Source organism: Pseudaquabacterium rugosum (assembly GCF_038066575.1).
GTDB classification, from domain to species: domain Bacteria; phylum Pseudomonadota; class Gammaproteobacteria; order Burkholderiales; family Burkholderiaceae_C; genus Pseudaquabacterium; species Pseudaquabacterium rugosum.
On the sequence record NZ_JBBUTF010000012.1, the window covers coordinates 17646 to 32164 of the forward strand.

Genomic DNA, 14519 nt, shown 5'->3' on the forward strand with positions numbered 1-14519 from the left:
CGCGGTGTGGCGTCACATGAACACGCACGGTGCGGCTGCCATTTCACTGAAGCCGGGGTGCCGGTCTCTTCCGGACATCGGGGGGGCGTCAAGACCGCGTCATCCGGACCTTGATGCTGTAGTCACCGGTGCCACCACCGAGATCCTGGTGGCGGATCTGCACCCAGTAGCGGCCCGGGCTCAGGCGGCGGGCGATGCGGGCGTTGGTCGACTGGCCCGAGTCGTCGTCCTCGGCCACCAGGCGGGTGGGCTGGTCGGGGCCGAAGAGCTTCATCACCACGTCGGTGCGGCCCTGGGTGTCGATGATGAAGGCGGCGGCCTGCGGCGCGTCGAAGACGTAGAGGTCCTCCTCGCCGAAGCGGCCGATCGAGGCCGTGGTGCGGGCCCGGGCGTTGACCTTGAGCGCCAGCGCATCGGCATGGGTGGGCCGGTCCTTCGGGTACATCTGCGCGCCGGAGATGAAGGCGCGGTCGGTGGCCGACAGCCGCTCGTTGGCGCGGGTGGCGATGCCGTTGCTCGTCCATTCGGCCGGGAAGAAGTACAGCATGACCGAGTCGGGGTCGAAGGCCGTGCCCTTGATCTGGTCGGCGCGGTAGCGGTGCAGGATGTTGTGCCGCGTGGTGGCTTCATCCCAGAAGTTGGGTGGGCCGGCCATCGCGCGCAGCACGGCGGCCTCGTTCCACTGGATGCCGCCCTGCGGGTTCTGGTGCTCGTGGGCCAGGCCGATGGCGTGGCCGAACTCGTGGGCGGCAGTGCCGCCTTCCTCGAAGCCGAGGTTCATCGTCGGCTGGTCGAGCGGGATGGACCGGGCATCGGTGCCGATGTAGGACCAGGCGCCGTCGGCGGCGTCGAAGGCGATGCGGATCTCGGCCTGTGGATGGTCGTCGAAGATGAAGTGCAGGTTGGCCACGGCCTCCCACCAGCCGGCCTGGGTGCGCGCGCTGTCGTGCTGGGCGCTGGTGCCGCCGAGGAAGCGCACGTGCAGCGTGCTGCCGTTCATCCAGGTCTTGCCGATCGGGGCGATGCCGCGCATCGGGCCACCACCGCCCGGCCCACCCGGGCCGCCGCCGCGCAGGCCCGCCGGTTGCATCGCCGGGGGCTGGAACAGGTCACGGGGCAGGATGCGGTCGAAACAGCAGCGGGGTGCTCTGGCCATGGGGTTCTCCGGTGGCACGGCGGATGCTGGACAGCGGATGCCGGATGCCGTGTGCGCGGCAGTCTAGGCAGGCGCGCGGGTGGCGGCATCGCCCGGGGGGCGGACGCCGCGGGCAGGGAATTTCCGCAGCCCGCGGCGATCACAATGGCCGCTCACCGACCCCTGTCCGACCCTGAGGAGATCCGTCATGTCCACCCGTCCGCCCGTGCGCTGGGGCATCCTGGGCGCTGCCAAGTTCGCCCGCGAGCACATGGCCCGCGCCATCCACGCGGCCGAGGGTGCCGAGCTGGTCGCGCTCGCCACGTCCGATGCGGCCAAGGCCGAGCCCTTCCAGGCCTTTTGCCCGTCGCTGCGGGTGCATGCCAGCTACGAGGCGCTGCTGGCCGATCCGGCCATCGACGCGGTCTACATCCCGCTGCCCAACCACCTGCATGTGGAATGGACGCTGAAGGCCCTGGCCGCCGGCAAGCACGTGCTGTGCGAGAAGCCGCTGGCCATGGCCGAGGCCGATTTCGATCGCCTGATCGCCGCGCGCGATGCCGCCGGCCGGCTGGCCGCCGAGGCCTACATGATCGTCCACCACCCGCAGTTCGCCCGGGCTCGCGAACTGGTGCAGGGCGGCGCCATCGGCGAGCTGCAGCTGGTCGACACCGTCTTCAGCTACAACAACGCGGCCGATACCGGCAACATCCGCAACCGGCCCGAGACCGGCGGCGGCGCGCTGCCCGACATCGGCGTCTACATCTTCGGCTCGACCTGCTACGTGACCGGCCAGGAGCCGACGGCGGTCCCCCACGCGCAGATCCGGCGCGAGAACGGCGTCGATGTCTTCACCCAGCTGACGGCCGAGTTCCCGGGCTTCGCCTACCGCGGCGTGGTGTCGATGCGGATGCAGGCGCGCCAGCACCTGACCTTCCACGGCAGCCACGGCCATCTGACGCTGACCGCGCCCTACAACGCCGGGGTCTACGACATCGCGCAACTGGTGCTGGAGACGGCACAGGGCCGTCAGGTCGAGCGTTGGCCGGCCGTCAACCAGTACGTGCTGCAGGTGCAGGCCTTCTGCCGCAGCGTGCGCGAGGGCGTGCCCTATGCCTGTCCGCTGGAGTTCAGCCGCGGCACCCAGCGCATGATCGACCTGACGCTGGCCGCCGCCGACGGCGTGGTCCGCTGAGTCCGGCCGGCAGGAGACGCGGCGCATGGATTCGCTGACGCAGATCGCACTCGGCTCGGCCGTCACGGTCGCGGTGATGGGCCGGCGCACGCGGGTGGGCCGGGCGGTGGCCTGGGGTGCGGTGGCCGGCACGCTGCCGGACCTCGACGCGCTGGTCTCGCACGGCGACGCGCTGCTGGACATGGTGCGCCACCGGGCCGAGACGCACGGCCTGGTGCTGCTGGCGCTGTTCGCGCCGCTGATGGGCGCGCTGGTCGCCCGCTGGCACGGCGAGCAGGCGCTGTGGCGGCGCTGGAGCCTGGCGCTCGGGCTGGCGCTGGTCACCCACCCCTTGCTGGACTGGATGACGGTCTACGGCACGCAACTGCTGCAGCCCTTCAGCGACCGGCCCTATGGCGTGGGCAGTGTCTTCGTCGTCGATCCGCTCTACACGCTGCCGCTGATCGTCGGCGTGGTGGTGGCCTGGCGGCGCGGGGCCGATGCGCGCGGGCTGCGCTGGAACGCGCTCGGCCTGCTGCTGTCGACCGCCTATCTGGGCTGGGGCGTGGCGGCGCAGGCCCATGTCGAACGGCTGGCGCGGGCCTCGCTGGCGCGCGAGGGGGTGGTCGCGCAGCGGGTGCTGGTCACGCCGGCGCCGCTGCAGAGCGTGGTCTGGCGCGTCGTCGCGCTGCCCGACGATCCGGCCGACGACCGCTTCCACGAGGCCCATGTGTCGCTGGCCGATGCCTGGGTCGATCCGGCGCGGCCGCTGCGCTGGCACGTCGCCGCGCGCGGGGTGGCGCTGCTGCAGCGCCATGCGCAGGCCGCGCCGGTGGCCCGGCTGTCGGCCTTCACCGATGGATTCGTGAAGCTGCAGCGCACGGCCGACGGCCACCTGTGGCTGACCGACCTGCGCATGGGCCAGGAGCCGGACTACGTGTTCCGCTTCGACCTCGGACCTGAGGCCACGGTCGGGCGGATCCCGGTCACGCAGCAGGGCCTGCGCGGCGAGATCGGGCCGATGGCGGGCTGGTTGTGGGCCCGCATGCGCGGGCTCGACGTGCCGCCGCCCGGGCTGACGCGCTGAGCTGGCGGTCCACCGGCCGGCGCGGCCGGTGGGTCCAGTTGGCCCGGCGCGGCCGGCCTGTCCGACCTGCCTGGCGCGGCCGGCTTGTCCAGCCGGCCCGGCCTGCCCGGTCCGGCCCGCTCAACGCCGCCGCGCCACCCACAGGTTCAGCCCCAGCCCGCCGATGACCAGCGCGGCGGCCGCCAGCTTCCAGCCTGGCAGCGATTCGCCCAGCCACAGCGCCGAGCTCAGCATGCCGACCACCGGCACGCCGAGGGCCAGCGGGCTGATGGTGGCTGCCGGATGGCGCGCCAGCAGCCAGGCCCAGACGCCGTAGCCGAAGACGGTGTTGCCCCAGGCCTGCCAGGCCAGCGCGATCCAGCCGCCGAGGTCGGCCTGCAGCACGGCCGCGCGCATCGCCGGCCAGCCCTCGACCGCCAGCGACAGCGCCAGCAGCGGCGGCACCGTCCAGATCGAGGACCAGACGACGAAGGGCAGCATCGGCGTGCCGCGCACCCGGGTGGCGACGATGTTGGCCGCCGCCCAGCACAGCGCGGCGAACAGGATCATGGCCACGCCGACGGGCGTGGCATCGCCGCCGCCGTGGGCGCCGATCAGCACGATGCCGCTGGCCGCCAGGCCGAGTGCCAGCCATTGCGGCGGCCGCAGGCCGGCCTGGCCATCGAAGCGGATGGCCAGCGCGATGGTGAAGAAGACCTGGGTCTGGATCACCAGCGAGGCCAGGCCGGGCGAGATCGCCCCGCGCATCGCCAGGTAGAGCACGCCGAACTGACCGACGCCCAGCAAGGTGGCATAGGCCGCCTGCAAGCGCCAGGCGACGGCCGGGCGCGGCAGCAGCAGCGCCGCCGGCAGGAAGGCCAGCACGAAGCGCAGCGCAGCGAACAGCAGCGGCGGCCACTGCGCCAGCGCCAGCTTGATGACGACGAAGTTGCTGCCCCAGATGGCGACCACGCTCAGGCCGAGCAGGACATGGGACAGCGGCAGACGGGGCGAGGTGGACATCGGCCCGAGGGTAACCGTGGCGGTGGCCGTGGATCCCGCCCGCGGCGTCCGGGCCCACGCTTCGCTGGCGCGACATAACGCCTGCACATCACGGTTGTCGAGGCCTGGGGCAGCGCCGAGAGGGCGGGGCAGGGCCCGGTCGCCCCGCCGCGGGCCTGGGGTTTGCTCCCCCAAGAATCAGGGTTGTCCCGGGTGTTCGTTGCGGTGCAGCATGGGTTCCGTGCACGAGCGACCGCACCGCGACGGCCCCGCCATGCACCACTGTCGAGTCCACCGGGAGCAGACCATGATCGATTGGAGCCTGTTGCGTGATGACTGGGATGAGGTCCGCGAGGCCGTGCAGGCCTTGTGGCCGCGTCTGACACGGGACGATCTGCAGCTGGTCAGCGGCAGCCGCATCTACCTGATCGACATGCTGTGCCACCGCTATGCGCAGCCGGAGGACGCGATGCGCCATGCCGTCGATGAGCGCCTGCCGGGGCTGTGGGCGGATTGCGTGATGCCGCGCGCCGCCTGAGCCGCCGCGCGGCGGTGGCCGCGCAGGCGACAAGACCCCGTCAGATTCAGGGTTTAGTGGCATCTAATGCGAATCATTCGCAATACACTGTCTCCATCGCCCCTGACCTGATGGAGTCCGCCATGACCCTGCTGTCCACCGCCGCCACCCAGGCCGCCCCGATCGCCGAAGCCCTGCTGCCGTTGGGCCTGTCCGAGGTCTCGACCGAGGCTTTGCAGCGCCCGCTGCGGGTGCTGTCCAGCCGTCAGCTGATGGGGCGTGACCAGGAGATCCACATCGCCCACGGCGCGGCGATGTACCGCCTGCGCATCACCGCGCTGGGCAAGCTGATCCTGACCAAGTAAGGGTCGCCCGACCCTCGACGATCGATGTCGGTCGACATCGATCGCTGTCCGCCGTCCGCCGTGCCGGTGGACGCCCTCCGGGCGGGATGGCCGGGCTGGCCGTCCGGCCCCCGCTGATCCCCCGACCATGACCTTGATGGCATCCGAATCCTCTTCCGGCGCCGCCTCTGCGCTGACGACCGACGGGGACCGCACGACCGACCCCCGCGCCTTGCGCCTGGCCTTCGCCGAGGCCCGGCGCGCCGGCCGTGGCCGCCACCGCGACATCGCCGAGCGCCTGGGCCTGAGCGAGGCCGCGCTGGTGGCCGCCCACTGCGGCGCCTGGCCGGTGGTCGAATCACCGCTGCGCGCGCGCCGCTTGCAGGGCCCGTGGCCGGAGCTGGTGGCCGCCGTCGAATCCCTCGGCGAGGTGATGGCCCTGACCCGCAACGACGGCTGCGTGCACGAGAAGACGGGCGTCTACCGGCGCACCAGCGTCAACGGCACGGTCGGCCTGGTGCTGGGCGGTGCGATCGACCTGCGCCTGTTCTACCGCGCCTGGTCCGCGGCCTGGGCGGTCGAGGAGCTGCTGGCCGATGGCCAGGTGCAGCGCAGCCTGCAGGCCTTCGACGCTGCCGGGCAGGCGGTGCACAAGATCTTCCTGCGCCCGGCCAGCGATCTGACCGCCTGGGAGCCGCTGATCGCCGCCCATCTGGCGGCCGACCAGCGCCCGGGCTTCGAGGCCGAGGCGCTGCCGGGCCCGGCCACCGACCGGCCCGATGCCGAGATCGACGTCGCCACCTTCCAGGCCGAGTGGCGTGCGCTGCAGGACACGCACGCCTTCTTCGGTCTTTTGCAGCGCCATGGCCTGGGCCGCGTGCAGGCCTTGCGCCTGGCGCCGCCCGGTCACAGCCGCCGACTGGCCACCGGGGCCGCCCATGCGTTGCTGCGTGCGGCCGCCGACCAGGGCACCGGCGTGATGGTCTTCGTCGGCAATCCCGGCGTGATCCAGATCCACAGCGGGCCGGTGCAGCGCGTCGAGCGCATGGGCCCGTGGCTGAACGTGCTGGACCCCGGCTTCAACCTGCACCTGCGCGAGGACCTGATCGACCAGGCCTGGTGGGTGGCCAAGCCCACGGCCGACGGTCCGGTGCATTCGCTGGAGCTGTTCGATGCCGCCGGCCAGACGCTGGCGATGTGCTTCGGCGTGCGCAAGCCCGGCCAGGTCGAGGATGCGGCCTGGGCCGCACTGCTCGACAGCCTGCCCGGGCTGGGCGAGGGCGGGGCGCCGCAGCCGGTGCCGCCCGGCGGGGACCTGAGCCCCACGGATGCGCAGCGGGCGGCAGCGCGCGCTGCGCCGATCCGCACGGAGACCGCATGAGGCCCGATGCCGGACGCCGACGCGTCTGCCGTGCGGTCGGGGCGCTGTCGGTCGCGGGCCTGGCCGGGCTGGGCGGGGCCGCGCACGGGCAGGGCACCGCACAGAACACCACGCAGAACATCGGGCAGAACACGGGCCCGGGTGTCGGCGCCGCCGCTCGCGTGGCCGGCACAGGGGCCCCGTCGGCGCCGCGCCTGCGCATCGTCAGCGTCGGCGCGGCCATCACCGAGACGCTGTACGCGCTGGGGGCGCAGAGCGATCTGGTCGGCGTCGACACCAGCTCGCAGTGGCCGGTCGAGGCCACGCGGCTGCCGCAGGTCGGCTACCAGCGCACGCTCTCGCCCGAGGGCCTGCTGGCGCTGCGGCCCACGCTGGTGCTGGCCACCGAGACGGCCGGCCCGCCCGCGGTGCTGCAGCAGCTGCGCGAGGCCGGCATCACGTTGCAGGTGATCGATGCCGACCACCGCATCGAGGGCGTGCGGGCGCGCACGCAGCGGGTGGCCGAGGCCTGCGGCCGCGCCGAGGCCGGCCGTGCGCTGTCCGGCCGCATCGCCGTGGACTGGCAGCGCGCGCTGGCGCGGGCCGGCCAGTTGCGCCGGGCGCAGGCCGGGGCCGAGCCGTCGCCGCTGCGCGTGCTGTTCGTGATGACCCAGGGCGGCACCGGCCTGCGGGCGGCCGGCCGCGACACCGCACCCGACGCGCTGCTGGCCTATGCCGGGGCCCGCAACGTGATGGCCGCCGTCGAGGGCTACCAGGCCGTGAGCGCGGAAGCCATGGTGGCGGCCGCGCCGCAGGTCATCGTCAGCACCACGCACACGCTGCAGGCGGCCGGCGGGCCGTCGGGGCTGCTGGCCCAGGCCGGGCTGGCGCTGACGCCGGCCGGCCGCGCGGGCCGCGTCGTGGCGCTGGACACGCTGCTGGCGCTGGGCTTCGGCCCGCGCCTGCCGCTGGCGCTGCAGACCCTGGCCGAGGGCCTCTACGGCGGGGCCGGAGGCCGGGCGTGAATGCGGCCTCCGGCGCGCCCGTCGGTGCGCTGCCGACGGCGGCGGTGGCGGTGGCGGTGGCTGGGAGATCGGCGGGTGAGCCGGCGCGCCGATCAGCAGGCCGCTGGCGTGGCCGTTCCGCCGGCTTCTGGCTCGGTCTGGTGCTGGTGCTGGCGGCGCTCGCCGCGCTGCGGCTGGGGGCCGTCCCCGTCACCTGGGCCCGGCTGCCGGGCCTGCTCGCCGAAGGCGCAGGCCAGGCGCTGCGTCCGCTGTGGCCCGCCTCGGTCGGGGGCTCCGTTCCGATGACCGGGGCGACCGGTTCCGGCCCGGCGGTGGCTGCCGATGACCCGGCCAGCCCCGGGCCCGCCGCCGCGGCGGACCCGTCCCCCGCGTTCGACACCACCCGTCACGACACCGCCAGTGCCGACGCCGCCCAGGCCTGGGTGCTGTGGCAGCTGCGGCTGCCCCGGGTGCTGCTGGCGCTGACCGTGGGCGCGGCCCTCGGCCTGGCCGGGGCCTTGACCCAGGGCCTGTTCCGCAACCCGATGGCCGATCCGGGCCTGTTGGGCGTCAGTGCCGGCGCGGCCTGTGCGGCCGCCCTGATGCTGACCGTCTTTGCCGGCGCCGAGCAGCGGCTGCCGCCGGCCTGGCGCCTGTGGTTGCTGCCCGGCGCCGCCTTCGCCGGGGCGCTGGCCGTCTGCGGCCTGCTGGACCGGCTGGCGCGCTGGCTGGCCCCCGGTTCGGTGGCCGGTCTGCTGCTGACCGGCCTGGCCTTGCAGGCGCTGACCATGGCCGTGGTCGGCCTGTGCACCTGGCTGGCCACCGACGAGCAGGCGCGCAGCCTGAGTTTCTGGACCCTGGGCTCGCTGGCCGGCGCCCGCTGGTCGGTGCTGGGGCTGCTGGCGCTGGTGCTGGCCGCCGTCGCGCTGGCCCTGCCGCGGCTGTCGACCGCGCTCAATGCGCTGGCCCTCGGCGAGGCCGCGGCCGGCCATGTCGGCGTCGACGTCGCCCGGCTGCGGCGGCGGGTCAGCCTGGCGGTGGCGCTGCTGGTCGCGCTGGCCACCGCCTGGTGCGGGCTGATCGGCTTCATCGGCCTGATGGCGCCACACCTGGTGCGCCTGGTGGCGGGCCCGGACCAGCGCCGCGTGCTGCCCTTGTCGATGGGGGTGGGCGCGCTGCTGCTGCTGGGCGCCGACAGCCTGGCGCGCACGCTGGCCGTGCCGGCCGAGCTGCCGGTGGGCATCTTCACCGCGCTGCTGGGCGCGCCGATGTTCATGGCGCTGCTGCGCGGGCGGCTGCGGCAGGCGGGGGGCGCGGCATGAGCGGATCGGCGCTCGATCGATCGGGCCCGTCGCTCCGGTCGGCCCGGTCTGCCCGGTCGCCGGCGGTGCCCTTCTGCGCCCAAAACAGAAGCGCGACCCCCATCCCTGCCCGGACGGGACCGGCCGCTCCTGCCGCGCTGCTCCAGGCCCAGGGCCTGTGCCTGCGCGCGCCGGGCCTGTCCCGGCTGGCGCCGCCGCACGGCCCGTGCGATCTGCACCTGGCCGCCGGTGAGCAGGTCGCGCTGCTGGGCCCCAGCGGGGCCGGCAAATCGACGCTGCTGCGGGCCTTGGCGGGTGAGCTGGCGCCGGCCGCCGGTCGCCTGGATTTCGACGGCGCCCCGCTCCACACGCAGGACCGGCTGGCGCTGGCGCGGCGACGCGCGGTGTTGCCGCAGTCGCACCTGGTGGCCTTCGGTCTGCCGGTGGCGCTGGTCGTCGGCCTCGGCCGCAGCCCCTGGATGCGGGCCGGCCGGGCCGCCGATGACGACGATCCGGTGATCCGCGACGCCCTGGCGCTGGCCGAGGCCGGCCATCTGCTGGAGCGCCGCTTCGACACCCTGTCCGGCGGCGAGCAGGCGCGGGTGCAGCTGGCCCGTGTCTTCGCCCAGCTGTGGACGGTGCGCGGCGGCCTGCTGCTGGTCGACGAGCCGCTGGCCGCCCTCGATCCGGGCCTGCAGTTCGCGCTGCTCGATGCGCTGCAGGCCTACAGCCGCGCCCGCGACCATGCGCTGGTGGCGGTGCTGCACGACATCAACCAGGCCTTCGACGGCTTCGACCGGCTGTGGCTGATGCGCCGCGGTGGCCAGCTCGATGCCCAGCCTGCCGATGCCCGGGCGCTGCCGGCGCTGGAGGCGCTCTACGGCATCCGGCTGCAGGCGGTGGCGCGGCCCGATGGCGGGCTGGGCGTGGTCGCCGGGCGGGCGGGGGGCTGAGGGTTGAGGGTTGAGGCCGCCGGCCCTGGCGGTCCGGCTCAGTCGTACTTCAGGTGGCGCAGTCGCGGATCGTCCGGCGTGCCCTCCAGCGGGCTGTCCGGATCGAGCCCCGGCTGCCAGCCGATGACGGCCTCGATCTGCCGCGCCAGCGCCACGTCCTTGGGTGTGATGCCGCCGGCCGAATGGGTGACCAGCTTGACGATCACCTCGGCATAGGTCACCGACAGGTCCGGGTGGTGCCAGGCCGCCTCGGCCAGGTGGCCGATGGTGCCCACCACCATCATCGTGCTCTTCCAGCCGGCGGTGCGGTAGTGACGGCGCAGGTGGCCGTCGTGCAGGCGCCAGTGCGGCAGGGTCTGCAGCGCCTGCTGCAGCGCGGCGGCGTCCAGCACGGCATCGGCATCGGGGTGGCGGCTCATCGGGTCTCCTGGGCGCGGTCCGGGGTGGGCGGACGATAGCGGCGCGCGCGAGACCGTGACGGGCGGGGGGGCTTGCCGCGTGGCTGCCGAGGCGCCGCCGTGCGGCTGTCAGGCTGGCGCCACGGCCTGCAGGCATGATTGGGGGTTACCCCTGATCCGAGGAGTCCGCACGATGCGATTCGCCGATTTCCATGCCGGCCAGGTGATCGACGCCGGCCGCTACCCGCTGGACGAAGCCGAGATCCTGTCCTTCGCCCGCCAGTGGGACCCGCAGTGGTTCCACACCGACCCCGCCGCGGCCGCCGACGGCCCTTACGGCGGTCTGATCGCCAGCGGCTGGCAGACCTGTGGCGTGGCCATGCGCCTGATGGTGCAGGCGGTGCTGGACGGCTCCGAGACCGTCGGCTCGCCGGGCCTGGAGCAGCTGCACTGGTATGCGCCGGTGCGCCCGGGCGACACGCTGCAGGTGCAAGGCCATGTGCTGGAGGTGCGCCGCTCGGCCAGCAAGCCGCACATCGGCGTGCTGCGCTGGCGCTGGACGGTGCTGCGCCAGGACGGCGTGCTGGCGATGGACCTGGTGGCGACCAGCCTGTTCGACCTGCGCCGCGGCCCGCAGGAGGGCGTGGCCCCGCTGGCACCGAGCCTGGCGGTGCCGGCCGCGATCACGGCCCAGGGCGGGGCGGCCGGCGCGGCCCCTGGCGGCACGCCGTCCGGCGCCGCCGTGGCGTCCGGCGACGACACCCCGCCGGCCGCCTGGTGAGCCGGACCGCGCCGGGCCGGCCCGCGCCGGGTCCGGATGCCGCGGGCGCCGGTGCGCCCGGATCCGGTGCCGTGGGCCCGGGGGCGCTGCTGGACGCGCTGCGGGCGGTGCAGGCCCGCCTCGATGCGGACGACGCGCCCGCGCCGGCGGCGGCCCCGCGGCCGCGGGTGAGCGAGGACGCCCGCGGCCGCTCCCTGCAGTTCGGCGACGACGTGGTGCAGAGCCGGCACGACCCACAGGAGCCGGCCCGCCTGCTGCTGCCCTACACCCGGCGCATGGCCGGCGCGCTGCTGTGGCATCCGGCGCCGCGGGCGGTGCTGATGATCGGGCTGGGCGGCGGCTCGCTGGTGCGCTTCCTGCGCGAGGTCAGCCCGGCCAGCGTCCTGGCGGTGGCCGAGATCAACCCCCAGGTGGTCGCGCTGCGCGGGCCGTTCGACCTGCCGCCCGACGATGGGCGCTGGGCGGTGCTGACGGTCGACGGCGCGCGTCTGCTGCAGGGCTGGGCGGCCGCCGGTGCGCCACCGGCCGCGCTGCGGCCGCAGGTGCTGCTGGTCGACGGCTTCGATGCCGACGGCCTGGCCGCCCCGCTGACCACGGCCGCCTTCTTCACGGCCGCCGCCAGCGTGCTGGCGCGCGACGGCTGGCTGGTGATGAACCTGTGGGCCCCGGCCGCGCAGCGCCGTCAGGTGCGCCAGCGGGTGGCCGCGGCCTTCGCCGGGCGCACGGTGTTCACCGTCGACGATGCGGTCGACGAGGACCAGCAGGTGCTGTACGCGGGCGGGCCGCCGCACGGCGCCGCCCACCCGCGGCCGGTGCACGAGGCGCTGGCCCGGCTGGGGCCCGGCCCCGCACGCGACTGTCCGCGCCTGCACGAGAGCTGGCACGAGGTGTACGCGGCCTGGGCCGCGCAGGCCTGAGTCGGAGCTGGAGCCGTCGGAGGGCCACCGCGCTCAGCGCCCGGTGCGGCGCCCGCGCCGCGGCCGGCGGACTCAGCCGCGCGCGGCCCGGCGCCGGCGCAGGCCGGCCAGCGCCAGCGCGCCGATGCCGGCCATCAGGCCGGCGGCCGGCTCCGGCACCGACGAGGTGATGGCCGCGGCCGTCAGCGTCACGGTGAAGGTGCCGATGCTGGTGCCGTCGCTCGTCGTGCTCGGGTCCAGACCGCTGAAGTTCAGCGTCAGCGTGTCGCCGCTCAGCGTGATGTCGCTGGTGTCGAAGCCGCTGATGTTGGTCGTCAGCGTGTAGCCACTGATCGTGTAGCCGTCACCGAAGCTCAGGCCGCTGAAGCTCAGCGCGTTGACGCTGCCGTCGGCGCTGAACGCATACAGCAGCGTGCCGCTGATCGTCGTGCTGCCGATGTCGATGGTCTCGCCGTCGCCCAGGCCGGCGCCGGTCAGGTTGGTCGAGCCGCAGATGCCGGAGGTCGAATCCGGGCAGGCGAACTCGGTGACGTAGGCATCGACGGTGGTGGTGGCGCTGGCCAGCACGCTGGTGGCATCCGGGTACAGCGCGCTGATCGTCACCGTGCTGCCGACCAGGCTGGCGCTGCTGGTCGAGGTGTCGGTGCCGGGGGTGGTGCCGGTGCCCGGTGCCGTGCCGGTATCGGTGCCCGGCGCCGTTCCGGTGCCGGGAAAGGTGCCGGTGCCGGGGAAGGTGCCGCCGGGGGCGGTCTGGGCAAGGGCGGCCGGGCTGCCGCCGGCGAGTGCGGCCAGCGTGGCGAGCGTGGCCACCAGGGCGTGCGGGCGCAGGGAAATCGTCATGTTCAGGTGTCCTGAGGGTCAGGTCGGATGGAGGGGCGAACCGAGGGGCGAACGCGGCGCAGGATCAGGACGCGCCGCACTGGCCGCCGTAGTCACCCGTCTTGTCACGCCAGATGGTGTGGAAGTGGATGTCCTTGTTGAAGATCACGCCGCCCTGCACCGAGAACTCGATCCAGACCCGCGGGCCCTCGATGCGGAAGTAGTTGTTGGATGCCGTGACCGTGCCGCTGCCGCTGTAGCCGATGGTGGTCTGGGCGAGTGCGCTGTCGCTCAGATAGGCTGCCAGGATGTCGGCGGCGTACTCGCTGGCCTGCGTGTTCACGTAGGCCTTGATCACGCTCTGCACCAGGGCCTGGGCCGTGCTGGACAGGCTGGCGTAGGCGATGCCGTGCTCGCTGACGCCGCTGAAGGCGTGCGGGCAGCTGCCGTCGATGCTGCCGCTGCCGTTGGCGCCGAACACCAGATCGGTGTAGGTGCCGCTGAACTTCGCGGCGCTGTAGCCGGTCAGCGCGCTGCCGAGGGCGGCCACGGCCTCGCGCTGCACCTTCATCGGGTCCGAGGTGTTGCCGCCGTAGGTGAAGGCGGCCTTGGGCTCGACGCCCATGAACAGCGGGGTCGGCGACTTGACGGTGCCATTGAAGGCCAGGTTGTGCGTCAGGTGGTGGCCGGTGATCTGCAGCATCCAGAAGCCGGTGGTCGACGGCGTGCCGAGCACGGCGATGTAGTACTGGCCCTCGCCGTAGCTGCTGCCGCCGCCGCTGGCGTACAGGTAGTTCTCGGCCGCCTGCATGTCCACGTGCTGCTGGTTGCCGGTGCTGCCGAGCGCGGCGATCACCAGCGCGCGGGCGGCCACCTTCTGCGCGTCGCTCAGGCTGCCCCAGGACACGCCGTTGCGCGAGACCATCGAGGCCGGCAGGTTCGACCAGTGGCGGGCCGTGTCCAGCGCGTAGGTGGTCTGGGCGGTGGCCTGCTGCGTGCTGCTCAGCGTGGCCAGGAAGGCCTGGGCGGCGCCGGTGACCTGGGCCGTCTGCGTGGCCGTGGTGGCGGTGGTCACGTTCAGCGTGACCTTGCTGCTGGTGGCCGTGCCCTTGGCGTTGGTGACGACGACGTGGTAGGTGCCGGTGTCGGTGCTGGCCGCGCTGGCCACCGTGTAGGTGGCGGCGGTGGCGCCACTGAGGGCGCTGCCGTCCTTGTACCACTGGTAGACGAGCGTGTCGGCGCCGGCCGCCGTCACGCTCAGCGTGGTGCTGGCGCCGACGCTGGCCACGCTCGACAGCGGCTGGCGGCTGATGCTCGGCGCGCTGGTGGCCGTCGAGCTGCGGCTGCTGCTGGTCGTGGTGGTCGCCGCGGTGGTGGTGGCGGTGGTTGCGGTGGTGCTGCTGTCCGCGTCGGAGGTGCTGCTGCTGGTGCTGCTGTCGGAGGAACTTCCGCCGCCGCAGGCGCTCAGAAGGCTGAAGCAGGACGCAACGGCCAAAGTGAGGATATGCTTTTTCATGGTGTCGTGTGGGCTCCGGTGAGGGGGGGTGAGCGATGACGCGCCGGTCCGTTGCCGGCCGGGGGGCGGGCGGTACGGCCGTCGAGAGGTCGGATCCATCGGCCGCGCGCGCCTTGCGCCAGGTCATGGACAGGCGCCGCCACCGTCGGCATCGATTCTGGAAACCGCGCTTTGCCGTGCCTTCTGCGCTGCGTATCAGCGCTGACACACAGCGGCCGTGTGTGTGTCGCCT

Annotated in this window: 16 protein-coding genes; 11 read left to right on the forward strand and 5 right to left on the reverse strand. The window is 73.9% G+C overall.

Features of this window, described 5'->3' with window-relative positions:
• Positions 1-88 precede the first annotated feature (88 nt).
• Positions 89-1156 (reverse strand): M12 family metallopeptidase, encoded by a 1068-nt coding sequence (locus AACH11_RS13520; RefSeq protein ID WP_341374769.1) that lies wholly within the window; start codon positions 1154-1156, stop codon positions 89-91.
• A 187-nt stretch (positions 1157-1343) separates the two neighbouring features.
• Between AACH11_RS13520 and AACH11_RS13525 the strand changes: the two genes are divergently transcribed.
• Both AACH11_RS13525 and AACH11_RS13530 read left to right on the forward strand, forming a co-directional pair.
• Entirely contained in the window at positions 1344-2330 is a 987-nt protein-coding gene (locus AACH11_RS13525; protein WP_341374770.1) for a Gfo/Idh/MocA family protein, read from the forward strand.
• Between the two features lie 25 nt (positions 2331-2355).
• Positions 2356-3396 (forward strand): metal-dependent hydrolase, encoded by a 1041-nt coding sequence (locus AACH11_RS13530; protein WP_341374771.1) that lies wholly within the window; start codon positions 2356-2358, stop codon positions 3394-3396.
• A 120-nt stretch (positions 3397-3516) separates the two neighbouring features.
• Here AACH11_RS13530 and AACH11_RS13535 read toward each other — a convergent pair whose 3' ends face one another.
• Positions 3517-4380, reverse strand: a complete 864-nt coding sequence (locus AACH11_RS13535) for an EamA family transporter (protein ID WP_341374938.1) — start codon at positions 4378-4380, stop codon at positions 3517-3519.
• Between the two features lie 304 nt (positions 4381-4684).
• On the opposite strand from AACH11_RS13535, the gene AACH11_RS13540 reads away from it, so the two are divergent.
• The 6 genes from AACH11_RS13540 (at position 4685) to AACH11_RS13565 (ending at position 9856) form a co-directional block, all read left to right on the forward strand.
• Positions 4685-4915, forward strand: a complete 231-nt coding sequence (locus AACH11_RS13540) for a CsbD family protein (RefSeq protein WP_341374772.1) — start codon at positions 4685-4687, stop codon at positions 4913-4915.
• Positions 4916-5037: 122 nt separating this feature from the next.
• A complete protein-coding gene (gene hemP, locus AACH11_RS13545; protein WP_341374773.1) occupies positions 5038-5259 on the forward strand; it encodes a hemin uptake protein HemP in 222 nt (73 codons plus the stop codon).
• A gap of 127 nt (positions 5260-5386) precedes the next feature.
• Positions 5387-6619 carry a hemin-degrading factor gene (locus tag AACH11_RS13550; RefSeq protein WP_341374774.1) on the forward strand — a complete coding sequence of 411 codons (1233 nt, stop codon included), beginning with the start codon at positions 5387-5389 and terminating at the stop codon, positions 6617-6619.
• The gene (locus AACH11_RS13555; protein WP_341374775.1) at positions 6616-7623 is read left to right on the forward strand and encodes a heme/hemin ABC transporter substrate-binding protein; all 1008 of its coding nucleotides are present in this window, start codon (positions 6616-6618) and stop codon (positions 7621-7623) included. The genes AACH11_RS13550 and AACH11_RS13555 overlap by 4 nt, the downstream gene beginning before the upstream one ends.
• On the forward strand, positions 7620-8924 hold the full coding sequence (locus tag AACH11_RS13560) for a FecCD family ABC transporter permease (RefSeq protein ID WP_341374776.1): 1305 nt from the start codon (positions 7620-7622) through the stop codon (positions 8922-8924). The genes AACH11_RS13555 and AACH11_RS13560 overlap by 4 nt, the downstream gene beginning before the upstream one ends.
• Positions 8925-8989: 65 nt before the next feature.
• A complete protein-coding gene (locus AACH11_RS13565) occupies positions 8990-9856 on the forward strand; it encodes an ABC transporter ATP-binding protein (RefSeq protein WP_341374777.1) in 867 nt (288 codons plus the stop codon).
• Positions 9857-9894: 38 nt separating this feature from the next.
• Here the strand turns inward: AACH11_RS13565 and AACH11_RS13570 are convergent, their stop codons facing one another.
• A complete protein-coding gene (locus tag AACH11_RS13570) occupies positions 9895-10275 on the reverse strand; it encodes a 4a-hydroxytetrahydrobiopterin dehydratase (RefSeq protein ID WP_341374778.1) in 381 nt (126 codons plus the stop codon).
• A 172-nt stretch (positions 10276-10447) separates the two neighbouring features.
• On the opposite strand from AACH11_RS13570, the gene AACH11_RS13575 reads away from it, so the two are divergent.
• Complete coding sequence (locus tag AACH11_RS13575; protein WP_341374779.1) at positions 10448-11035, forward strand: MaoC family dehydratase; 588 nt, start codon at positions 10448-10450, stop codon at positions 11033-11035.
• A gap of 71 nt (positions 11036-11106) precedes the next feature.
• On the forward strand, positions 11107-11952 hold the full coding sequence (locus AACH11_RS13580; RefSeq protein ID WP_341374780.1) for a class I SAM-dependent methyltransferase: 846 nt from the start codon (positions 11107-11109) through the stop codon (positions 11950-11952).
• Positions 11953-12024: 72 nt separating this feature from the next.
• Here AACH11_RS13580 and AACH11_RS13585 read toward each other — a convergent pair whose 3' ends face one another.
• Together AACH11_RS13585 and AACH11_RS13590 are read right to left on the reverse strand one after the other, a co-directional pair.
• Positions 12025-12792 (reverse strand): PEP-CTERM sorting domain-containing protein, encoded by a 768-nt coding sequence (locus tag AACH11_RS13585; protein ID WP_341374781.1) that lies wholly within the window; start codon positions 12790-12792, stop codon positions 12025-12027.
• A 64-nt stretch (positions 12793-12856) separates the two neighbouring features.
• Positions 12857-14059 (reverse strand): DUF3500 domain-containing protein, encoded by a 1203-nt coding sequence (locus AACH11_RS13590; protein ID WP_341374782.1) that lies wholly within the window; start codon positions 14057-14059, stop codon positions 12857-12859.
• Here AACH11_RS13590 and AACH11_RS13595 point away from each other — a divergent pair.
• Positions 14037-14309, forward strand: coding sequence for a hypothetical protein (locus AACH11_RS13595; protein ID WP_341374783.1), 273 nt, complete (start codon positions 14037-14039; stop codon positions 14307-14309). The two genes, AACH11_RS13590 and AACH11_RS13595, sit on opposite strands and share 23 nt — an antisense overlap.
• Positions 14310-14519: the final 210 nt, after the last annotated feature.

Bases quoted from the DNA above. Each gene is read 5' to 3' on its own strand.
- AACH11_RS13530 (WP_341374771.1), top strand. From the start codon at position 2,356: ATGGATTCGCTGACGCAGATCGCACTCGGCTCGGCCGTCACGGTCGCG.
- AACH11_RS13575 (WP_341374779.1), top strand. From the start codon at position 10,448: ATGCGATTCGCCGATTTCCATGCCGGCCAGGTGATCGACGCCGGCCGC.
- AACH11_RS13525 (WP_341374770.1), top strand. From the start codon at position 1,344: ATGTCCACCCGTCCGCCCGTGCGCTGGGGCATCCTGGGCGCTGCCAAG.
- AACH11_RS13520 (WP_341374769.1), bottom strand. From the start codon at position 1,156: ATGGCCAGAGCACCCCGCTGCTGTTTCGACCGCATCCTGCCCCGTGAC.
- hemP (WP_341374773.1), top strand. From the start codon at position 5,038: ATGACCCTGCTGTCCACCGCCGCCACCCAGGCCGCCCCGATCGCCGAA.
- AACH11_RS13540 (WP_341374772.1), top strand. From the start codon at position 4,685: ATGATCGATTGGAGCCTGTTGCGTGATGACTGGGATGAGGTCCGCGAG.
- AACH11_RS13570 (WP_341374778.1), bottom strand. From the start codon at position 10,275: ATGAGCCGCCACCCCGATGCCGATGCCGTGCTGGACGCCGCCGCGCTG.
- AACH11_RS13550 (WP_341374774.1), top strand. From the start codon at position 5,387: ATGACCTTGATGGCATCCGAATCCTCTTCCGGCGCCGCCTCTGCGCTG.
- AACH11_RS13585 (WP_341374781.1), bottom strand. From the start codon at position 12,792: ATGACGATTTCCCTGCGCCCGCACGCCCTGGTGGCCACGCTCGCCACG.
- AACH11_RS13555 (WP_341374775.1), top strand. From the start codon at position 6,616: ATGAGGCCCGATGCCGGACGCCGACGCGTCTGCCGTGCGGTCGGGGCG.